Annotated in this window: 7 protein-coding genes; 5 read left to right on the top strand and 2 right to left on the bottom strand. The window is 71.1% G+C overall.

Annotation, left to right across the window (positions count from 1 at the left end; genetic code table 11):
- Positions 1-141: 141 nt before the first annotated feature.
- The 5 genes from D7V97_RS35135 to recR all read left to right on the top strand — a co-directional run bounded on the left by D7V97_RS35135 (position 142) and on the right by recR (position 5,578).
- Positions 142-1,680 (top strand): NAD(P)/FAD-dependent oxidoreductase, encoded by a 1,539-nt coding sequence (locus tag D7V97_RS35135; protein WP_120614991.1) that lies wholly within the window; start codon positions 142-144, stop codon positions 1,678-1,680.
- 77 nt (positions 1,681-1,757) lie between these two features.
- On the top strand, positions 1,758-2,969 hold the full coding sequence (gene dnaX / locus D7V97_RS35130) for a DNA polymerase III subunit gamma/tau (protein WP_120614993.1): 1,212 nt from the start codon (positions 1,758-1,760) through the stop codon (positions 2,967-2,969).
- A gap of 355 nt (positions 2,970-3,324) precedes the next feature.
- Positions 3,325-4,563, top strand: a complete 1,239-nt coding sequence (locus tag D7V97_RS46190) for a DNA polymerase III subunit gamma/tau (RefSeq protein ID WP_233583420.1) — start codon at positions 3,325-3,327, stop codon at positions 4,561-4,563.
- Positions 4,564-4,660: 97 nt separating this feature from the next.
- A complete protein-coding gene (locus D7V97_RS35120) occupies positions 4,661-4,978 on the top strand; it encodes a YbaB/EbfC family nucleoid-associated protein (RefSeq protein WP_120614990.1) in 318 nt (105 codons plus the stop codon).
- Positions 4,979-4,984: 6 nt separating this feature from the next.
- Positions 4,985-5,578 (top strand): recombination mediator RecR, encoded by a 594-nt coding sequence (gene recR / locus D7V97_RS35115; RefSeq protein ID WP_120538409.1) that lies wholly within the window; start codon positions 4,985-4,987, stop codon positions 5,576-5,578.
- 42 nt (positions 5,579-5,620) lie between these two features.
- On the opposite strand, the gene D7V97_RS35110 is transcribed toward recR, so the two are convergent.
- Positions 5,621-7,465 carry a protein kinase gene (locus D7V97_RS35110; RefSeq protein WP_120614989.1) on the bottom strand — a complete coding sequence of 615 codons (1,845 nt, stop codon included), beginning with the start codon at positions 7,463-7,465 and terminating at the stop codon, positions 5,621-5,623.
- Positions 7,466-7,469: 4 nt separating this feature from the next.
- A partial coding sequence (locus D7V97_RS35105; RefSeq protein WP_120614988.1) for a hypothetical protein occupies positions 7,470-9,058 on the bottom strand: 1,589 nt, incomplete at its 5' end.

Below are 9,058 nucleotides of genomic sequence, written 5' to 3'. Positions count from 1 at the left end.
GTCGGGGGCGGGGGCGTTCACGGGACGGCCGCGACTCTTTCTGGACCTGACGGCCGACGCAAGGCGCGCGGCGTTTGTCGGGGAGGCCCGGGCTCGGGTAGGAACGACCTTTTCCCCAAGCGTTTCCCAAGGAGGCAGACCATGCCTGACGTCATCGTGGTGGGAGCGGGCCACAACGGACTTGTCGCGGCGGCGATGCTCGCGCGCCGGGGCCTGTCGGTCACCGTGCTGGAAGAGAAGGACATGGTGGGTGGCGCGTGCAAGACGGAGTACCCGTTCCGCACCGCGCCGAAGCTGGGCGTCTCCACCGGCGCGTACCTGCTGGGGCTGATGCCGCCGGAGCTGCTCCAGGAGCTCCAGCTGGACCTGCCCTTGAAGCGCAGGGATCCGCACTACTTCCTGCCAACGATGGACAAGCGCTACCTGCTGTTCGGTTCGGACGAGCGGGAGCTGGAGCGGCAGTTCCGCGAGTTCTTCTCCGAGGCGGACTGGAACGCCCACGTGGCGATGAACACCGAGCTGGGCGCGTTGCGCGAGGACCTGGCCCCCGCGTGGCTCCTGCCGCCGCTGTCCCTGGAGGAGACGGCCGAGCGCTACGTGCGCCCTGCCCTGCGCCAGCACTTCGTGCGCCTGTGTCGCGGCACGGCGCGCGAGTACCTGGAGCGCTTCGGCTACCAGTCCGACTTCGTGAAGGCGATGTACGCCGTCACCGACGCGTTCTCCGGCCTGGACGGCGGCTACGACACGCCGGGCACGGGCATGAACCTGCTGGTGCACAACCTCTGCCGGCTGCCGGGCAGCGGCGGCACGTGGATGATCGTCGAAGGCGGCATGGGCACCGTCACCCAGCGCATCGAGCAGCTCGCGCGCAAGCACGGCGCGGTCCTCCGCACCGGCGCGAAGGTGGCCTCGGTGCGCGTGGACGCAGGGGTGGTGAAGGGCGTGGTGCTGGAGGGCGGCGAGGAAATCTCCGCCAAGGTCGTCGTCTCCAACGCGGATCCGTTCCGGACGCTGAAGCTGGTGGACGCGGCCGCGGTGCCGGGCGACTACCGCCGCAAGGTGGACGGCATGTCGGCGCCGGGCACCACGCTGAAGGTGAACCTGTGCCTCAAGGGGCTGCCCACCTTCACCTGCCTGCCCGAGGACCGGGGCCAGTTCGGGCCCACCATCCACCTGCTGCCCCAGGAGGACGATGTGCTGGGGGCGCTCGCGCATGGCTACAAGGAGTCCAAGGCGGGGCGACTGGCGGAGTTCCCCTCCATCGAGTGGTACGTGCACACCACCGTGGACCCGACCCTGAAGGACGCGGAAGGGCACCACAACTCCGCCCTCTTCGTGGAGTGGGTGCCGGAGAAGCTCACGGGCACCACCTGGGAGAAGGAGGAGGACCGGTACGTGAAGCACCTGCTGTCCATCTGCGACCGCTTCGCTCCGGGCACGAGCGACCTGGTCCAGGAGTACTTCGCGCTCACGCCTCCGAAGATTGAATCCCACTTCGGCATCACGCGCGGCCACATCCATCATGTGGACAACAAGCTCGGGTTCACCGACCGGCTGCCCTATGAGACGCCGGTGCAGGGGCTCTACTTCTGCAGCGCGGGCTGCCACCCGGCGGGCAGCGTCATCGGCGCGGCGGGGCACAACGCGGCCAACGTGGTGCTACAGGCGCTCGGACGCTGAGGCGGAGTGCGTCTCACGGCGGGAGGAATGGACGTTCCATGGATCATTCGCCCCGCCGTGTTTAGATGACGTCCTCCATGAGCTACCTCGTCCTCGCCCGGAAATGGCGCCCGCAGACGTTCGATGACATGACCGGACAGGAGCACGTCGTCCGGACCATCGGGAATGCCATCAAGATGGACCGGGTCGCGCACGCGTACCTGTTCTGTGGCCCTCGAGGGGTGGGCAAGACGACGGCCGCCCGCCTGCTCGCCAAGGCCCTCAACTGTGAGCAGGGGCCCACGGCGAACCCGTGTGGCACCTGCCGGGCCTGCACCGAAATCACGGCCGGCACCAGCGTGGACGTGGCGGAGATCGACGGCGCCTCGAACAACGGCGTCGAGAACGTGCGCGAGATCCGCGAGAACGCGAAGTACCTGCCGCAGCGCGACCGTCACAAGATCTACATCATCGACGAGGTGCACATGCTCTCGGGGGCGGCGTTCAACGCGCTCCTGAAGACGCTGGAGGAGCCGCCCGGTCACGTGAAGTTCATCTTCGCGACGACGGAGGCGCACAAGCTCCCGGACACCATCCTGTCGCGCTGCCAGCGCCACAACTTCCGCCGCATCTCCGCGGCGCGGATGCTCCAGCGGCTCAAGGAGATCTGCCTCGCGGAGAAGGCGGGCATCTCCGAGCAGTCGCTGTCGCTGGTGGTGCGCCAGTCCGAAGGCGGCATGCGCGACGCGCTCAGCCTGCTGGACCAGATTCTGGCGTCGTGCGGTCCCAACCCCACGGACGAGGCGGTCGCGGAGGCGATGGGCGCCATCGACCGCACGGTGGTGCAGGACTTCGCGGAAGCGCTGGTCCGCAAGGACGCCAAGCGCGTGCTGGGCCGCGTGGACGAGGTGTTCAACCGGGGCCTGGACCTGAAGCGGCTGGCGGAGGAGCTGGCGCTGCAGCTGCGGCACCTGTTCGTCACCAAGTCGCTGGGAGAGGCGCCGGCGGAGCTGGCCGAGTCCGAGCAGAAGGCGCTCCTGGCGCTGGCGAAGGAAGCGGACACCGCGCAGCTGTCGCGCCTGTTCGACATCGTGCACGGCTGCATCTGGGACGTATCGCGCGCGGCGCAGCCCCGGCTGGCGCTGGAGATGGCACTGCTCAAGGCCATCCAGCTGTCGCCCGCCGGTTCGATTCCAGACCTGCTGGCCCGCGTGGAGCGGCTGTCGGCGGGGCTCGGCGCGGATGGCGCCACGAAGAGCACGTCCGGAGCGCCAGGAGGTCGCTCCGGTCCCACGAACTTTCGCGTCTGAGGCCCCGTCCGAGCCTCCCCCGTCCCGTTCATCCGATGTGCGCGCGGTGGCCCCGCCCGTAACGGCACCGCCGCGTCCTGCCACTGAGGCACCGGGGCCCGCCGCCTACGCGGGAGCCACGCCGCTCCCACCAGGGGCTGCGCCACGTACGTTCGAAGCACGGGAGCCTGCGGCCTACGCAGGGGCCACACCGCGTCCGTTCGACGCTCCGGCCAGCGCACCGCAAGCGGGAGCTTCGCCGCGTCCGTTCGAGGCGCAGGGCCCTGCCGCGCAGGCGGGAGCGGCATCACCCTCATTCGTCCCGCCGCACCTTGCGGCGTCCCAGGCAGGCGCGAAGACGCCTCCCGCCGCGCTCATGGAGGGCCTGTCCCCCGTCGCGGCCCGGCCCCTCTCCTTCCTCCGCAATGGCGGTGGTGCGGGCGGACCTGTTCCGACGCCCGCCAACGTGCCCCCCGCGTCCGTGGTGATGGACGACCTGCCTCCGTCCGCAGCGCGCCCGCTGTCGTTCCTCCGCAATGGCGGCGGTGCCGCGCCCGCGATGGACGGCCCGCCTGCTCCGGGCATCGTCATGGACGACCTGCCTCCGTCGGCGGCGCGTCCCCTCTCCTTCCTGCGCGACGGCGGCGCCCAGCCCTCCCAGTCGCCACCTCCGCCCACTCCGCCGGCCCGTGGCCACGAACCCACGCCACTCACGCGTGGCATCGAGTCCACGCTCACCGCGCGGGTTGATCAGTCCGCTCCCTCAGCACGCAACGCTGAGCCCGCGCCCATCGCGCGGGTTGATCAGTCCGCGCCCGTGGATCGCAACGCCGAGGCCACGCCCGCCGCACGCAACGCAGAGCCCACGGCCCTCGGCGCAGAGCCCGGGCCCACCGTGCGCATCACCAACATGCGCCGGCCCGAACCCGTGGGCCCTCCGGAGCCTCCGCCACCCGGCGACGAGGACGCGGACGAACGCCTGTTCCCCGAGGAGGGTTCCGCCGAAGGCTGTGCCTCCGGCGAGTGCCTGCCTCCCGCCGAGCCCGCAGTCCAGGCTCCGGCTCCGGTTCCCGAACCGGAAGCCTCCGAGCCCGAACCCGAACCGCCTCCCGCCGTGGCCCCCCCGGCCGCGGGCCGCGACAACCCGAACCGCTCCCTGCCCGAGCGCTGGCGTGCCGCCGTGGAGAGCGTGAAGGCCACGTCCGTGCGCCACGGCACGGCGCTCGCCAACGGTCGCCTCCAGTCCATGAAGGCGGGCGAAATCGTCCTCGGCTTCCCGCCCTCCGCCGCCTTCCACAAGGCCGCCGTGACGGCCGCCGCGGGCAAGGCCACCGTCGATGCCGCCCTGGCCGCGCACTTCGGCCGGCCCGTGAAGCTCACCATCCAGGACGTGGCCCAGGCCCAGGAGGCCCATGGCCTGGGGCTGAGCATCTCCGAACAGGACTCCCACAGCCGCGCCACCCACGAGAAGTCCACCGAGGGAAAGGTGCGCAGCCACGCGTCCGTGCGGGCCATCCTCAAGATGCTGGGCGGCGAAATCGAACACATCCAGGTGTACGAGCCCGAGCGGCCACCGGCCGTCCTCACGGACGTCCCCACCACTCCTGACGACTGACAACGCCCCCGGGCCCCGCTAGGGTGCGCCGCAACGTCCCTGCTCCGAGCGGTGCCATGAAGGCCCGCGCTCCCACGACCGGGGACCGAGGAAGCACATGCCCGGCATCGACCTGAACTACTTCATCCGGCAGGCGAACAAGCTCACCGAGAAGATCGAGGAGCGGAAGAAGGAGCTGGCGGAAGAGACCGTCGAGGCGAAGTCCGGTGAGGGCCGCGTCACGGTCGTCGCCAACTGCGTGCAGGAGATCCGCAGCATCAAGATCGACAAGAGCGCCATCGACCCCAACGACCCCGGGATGCTCGAGGACCTGGTCACCGCCGCCGTGAACGCTGCCCTGGCGAACAGCCGTCAGCACATGCAGAGCGAGCTGGCCAAGATTTCGGGCGGCATCAAGATCCCCGGCATTAATTAATACCGGATGACCCCCGATCCGCTGAACCGCCTGGTCGCCCAGCTCGCGAAGCTGCCGGGCATTGGCGAAAAAACGGCCCAGCGCCTCGCCTTCCACATCCTGCGAGCGCCGGGCGAGTACGCCGTCGACCTCTCCCTCGCCATCCGCGAGGTGAAGGAGAAGGTGCACCTGTGCGTGCGCTGCTTCTGCCTCACCGACTCGGAGCTGTGCGGCTTCTGCCGCGACTCGCGCCGGGATGAGCGCTCGCTGTGCGTCGTGGAGACGTACTCCGACTTGATGGCGCTGGAGCGCACCCGCGAGTTCAAGGGCCGCTACCACGTGTTGCACGGCGTGCTGTCCCCGCTGGAAGGCGTGGGCCCGGAGCAGCTGCGCATCAAGGAGCTGCTGGAGCGCCTCAACGACAGCCGGGTGGAGGAGATCATCCTCGCCACCAACCCGGACATCGAAGGCGAGGCCACCGCCCTCTACCTCACGCGCCTGCTCAAGCCGATTGGCCTGCGCGTGACGCGGCTTGCCCAGGGGCTGCCCATGGGCGGCGACCTGGAGTTCGCCGACCAGGCCACGCTCGCCAAGGCCCTCTCCGCCCGCCGCGACCTGTAACGGCGGGACGCGACTCCAGGCTCCGGACTCCGAGCCTGGGCCCTACTGCGTCACCTTCCACGAGAACGGCATCAGCACGGTGACTTCCTGGTCGCGGTGCGCCGGGAAGCGCAGGCGCTGGGCCTGGACCTCCAGGCAGCGGCCCACGTCCGTGGAGGCCAGTGGCCCCCGGGTGCCCGCGCGCACCTTGCCTGACGACACGATGGTGAGCTGCACCTGCACCTCGCCCGCGGTCGACGGCAGGTCGGACTTGTAGCGCTCGAAGCAGCCGGTGATCTTCGAGCGACCGTTCGACACCACGCGCTGGATGTCCTCGATGCCCAGCGACACCCGCTCCTTCGTCACACGCCCCGCGGGCTTGTGCGAGGGCTCCGGCCCGTCGTCCGGCGTCGGGGGAACGTCCGTCACGGACGCGGCCACCGTGCCACCGGCCGGCGTGGGGGACTCGCCTCCCGGTGCCGTGTCCGCTCCGGCCGTCGGAGCCTGCGCGCCCACCGGTGCGGTGGGAACCTCCGGCGTGACCGTGGGTGCCACCTTCGTCACGACCGGAGGTGACGGCGGCTGCGTCACCGCCCCGCCCGTGGATGCAGGCCGCGTGACGACGAACGCCGCGCCCGCGAGCATCAGCCCCACCCCGCCCACGACACCCATCAGCCAGCGACGGGACGCGGGCCGTGACGAAGCCGCGCCCTCCACCACCGCGGGCGCGGGGGCCGCGTGCTGCACGGAAGCCCCTGTCCTGCCGTGCACGGTGACGGGGCTCATGCCCGTTCCACTCACGCGCGCGGCCTGACCATAGGCGTTCGTGCCCGGCACGGGCGGCACCACCGCCGCGGACTCGGAATCCATGGGACGCGCGGCCGAGAGCGTGGCCAGCGTCGGGATGCGCGTCTTCTCCGTGTAGCGCTCCTCGCCAAAGTGATTGCGCAAGAAGGACCCGAGCGACGGCGCGCCGGCCACGCCTCCCGGGAGCGTCGCCGAGAACGCCTCCAGCGCGTCCGCGAAGTCGTCCGCGGTCGCGTACCGGTCCTCCTGCTTGAAGGCCATCGCCTTCAGGATGATGGCCTCCAGTCCCTCGGGCAGGTCCGGCCTCAGGGCGCGCGGCTTCTCGAACTCGCCCTGCAACAGCGCGTTGAGCACCGCCAGGTCGTTCTCACGCGAGAAGGGCCGCACGTGCGTGACGGCCTCGTAGAGGCTGACCCCCAGTGAAAACACGTCCGCGCGATGGTCGACCTCCTTGCCCTGCGCCTGCTCCGGCGCCATGTAGATGTACTTGCCCTTCACCACGCCGGTGCGCGTCTGCACCAGCCGCGACTCGGCCTTGGCGATGCCGAAGTCCAACACCTTCACCTGGCCCTGGTACGTCACGTACAGGTTGGAGGGCGACACGTCCCGGTGCACGACGTGCAGCGGCTGGCCCTGCTCGTTGGTGAAGGTGTGCGCGTAGTGCAGCCCGCGCGCCGCGTCGATGAGCACCCGCGCCACCACCGGCAGCGGCACGTACTGACGCCGCCGGCCCGCGAGCCGCAGCGTCGTGGAGAAGTCCTCGCCCGCGAGGTACTCCATGCAGATGTAGTAGCAGCCGTCGGTGAAGCCCAGCTCGTGGATCTGGATGATGTGCGGATGCGACAGCTTCGCCGCGAGCCGCGCCTCGTCGCGGAACATCTCCACGAAGTCGGGGATGGCGGACAGGGCCGGCAACATCCGCTTGAGCACCACGTTGCGCTCGAAGCCGTCCGCGCCCAGCAGCTTGGCGAGGAAGATCTCCGCCATGCCTCCCTCGGCCAGCTTGCGCACGAGGACGTACTGGCCGTAGGGCTGCAACAGCGGCACGGCCGAGGCACCGGCGGGATCCGGAATGGGAACAGTGGGCTGGGGGGGTGCCATCGCCTCAAGGCCCTCGCGTTTTCAGGGTGCGCACCGTGAGTACGTCCGGGGCACCGGGACGCGTCATCTTAAACACCAGCAAGGGGGGGATTCCCATGGGGGCCACCCAGGTATCGAAGCGGTGCTTGCCGTCCAGGGGCACGGCCCGTCCGTTGATGGACAGGCGGGCGTCCACCGGCGCGACCCCCGCCGCCCGCACCTTCTCCGCCGCGGGCGACCCGTGGCGCGGGCTGTCCACGACGAGCCCCACCACCGAGTTGTCGTAGACGAGCTCCAGCTTGTTCATCCGGCCGCCCTTGAGCGCCGCCCCCGCCTGGGACAGCGGCGTGACGGACCACAGGTAGCTGCCCTCGCCCAGCGCCCCCGCTTCCAGTGCTGCGCGCGTGTCCGTCACCGTGCGCTGCGCCACCGGCGTCGTCAGCGCGCCCGCCTTGTACACCGCCACGCGATAGGTACGGGCCTGCGGTTCCGCGCCGTAGCTGAACGTCACCGCCGGGGGCTTGTCCTGGTAGAAGATGGTCGTCTTCTCCGGCCCCTCCGGCACCACGTTGCGCACGCGCGCCAGGGCGCTCGTCGGCGACTCGGGGGCGAAGAGGGCGCTGCCGGCGGCCACCTGCGTGCCGTCCTCCTTGCGCACCCGCCAGTACAGCGTGCCCCGCGCCGGCGCTGACACGTTGACCGACGCGCGGTGCACCCGGCCCCACAGCACCCGGCGCGTGAAGCCAGCGTCCAGCGCCGCCTCCACCACCGCGTCGCCCTCGCCCTCCCAGGTGAGCGCCACCTCCGCGAGCCCCCGGTGGTACACCTTCGCGCCCTCGCCCGGCCCCAGCGCCACCGAGGCCGCCTCCAACGGCTCCACCTTCGCCGTGCCGTCGTTCTCCACCGTGGCGCGCTCGCCCGCGCGCAGCGCCTGTCGCGTGGCGCCTCGCGTGAGCGTCACGTCGCCCGTGTGCGCCGCCACGAGGAAGCCGGAGCCGGTGCGGCGGATTTCGAGCTTCGCCGCGCCCCCACCCTCCAGCGTCAGCTCCGGCAGCACCACGCGACTGGTGCGCCCGGTGGCGAGCTGCACGGCCAGCATGCCCTGCAGCAGGTTGACGCGCGCCTCGTCGGTGACGCCCTGCTGCCCCGCGCCCTCCAGCACCGCCTCCGCGCCAGGGGACAACGTCAGCAGCGAGCCGCTGTCCTTGAGCGACAGCACCGCGTCGCCGCCCTTCGCACGCACGCCGTCGCCAAAGGCGAGCACCTCGCCCTCGCGGCGCACCTTGCGCCATTTCCCCGACGCCTTCGACTTCACCTCCGCATCTCCACCGGGCGCCGCGCGCACCGTCACCGCGATGGGCGCCAGCTCCACGACGCGCGGGCCCGCGGGCACCACCTCCGCGCGGTCGCGGGTCAGGTCCACCGCGTCGCCCTCCGCCGCGCGCAGCGTGCGCCCGTCCTTGGAGACGAGCTCGATGGCGCCCAGCTTCACCTCCACGCGCGCGGAGTCCTCGTCCACCGCGACCTGGACCTCCGACGGCTCGGAGCCCACGCGCGTGAGGCCGAAGGGCGTGAGGATGTTCAGCGTCACCTTCGTCCCCGCCCCGCCCCCAC

This window comes from Corallococcus sp. CA053C (genome assembly GCF_003611675.1).
Taxonomy (GTDB): Bacteria; Myxococcota; Myxococcia; order Myxococcales; family Myxococcaceae; genus Corallococcus.
This window is presented reverse-complemented; position numbering and strand designations above follow the sequence as displayed.

Bases quoted from the DNA above. Each gene is read 5' to 3' on its own strand.
- D7V97_RS35135 (WP_120614991.1), top strand. From the start codon at position 142: ATGCCTGACGTCATCGTGGTGGGAGCGGGCCACAACGGACTTGTCGCG.
- dnaX (WP_120614993.1), top strand. From the start codon at position 1,758: ATGAGCTACCTCGTCCTCGCCCGGAAATGGCGCCCGCAGACGTTCGAT.
- D7V97_RS46190 (WP_233583420.1), top strand. From the start codon at position 3,325: ATGGAGGGCCTGTCCCCCGTCGCGGCCCGGCCCCTCTCCTTCCTCCGC.
- D7V97_RS35120 (WP_120614990.1), top strand. From the start codon at position 4,661: ATGCCCGGCATCGACCTGAACTACTTCATCCGGCAGGCGAACAAGCTC.
- recR (WP_120538409.1), top strand. From the start codon at position 4,985: ATGACCCCCGATCCGCTGAACCGCCTGGTCGCCCAGCTCGCGAAGCTG.
- D7V97_RS35110 (WP_120614989.1), bottom strand. From the start codon at position 7,465: ATGGCACCCCCCCAGCCCACTGTTCCCATTCCGGATCCCGCCGGTGCC.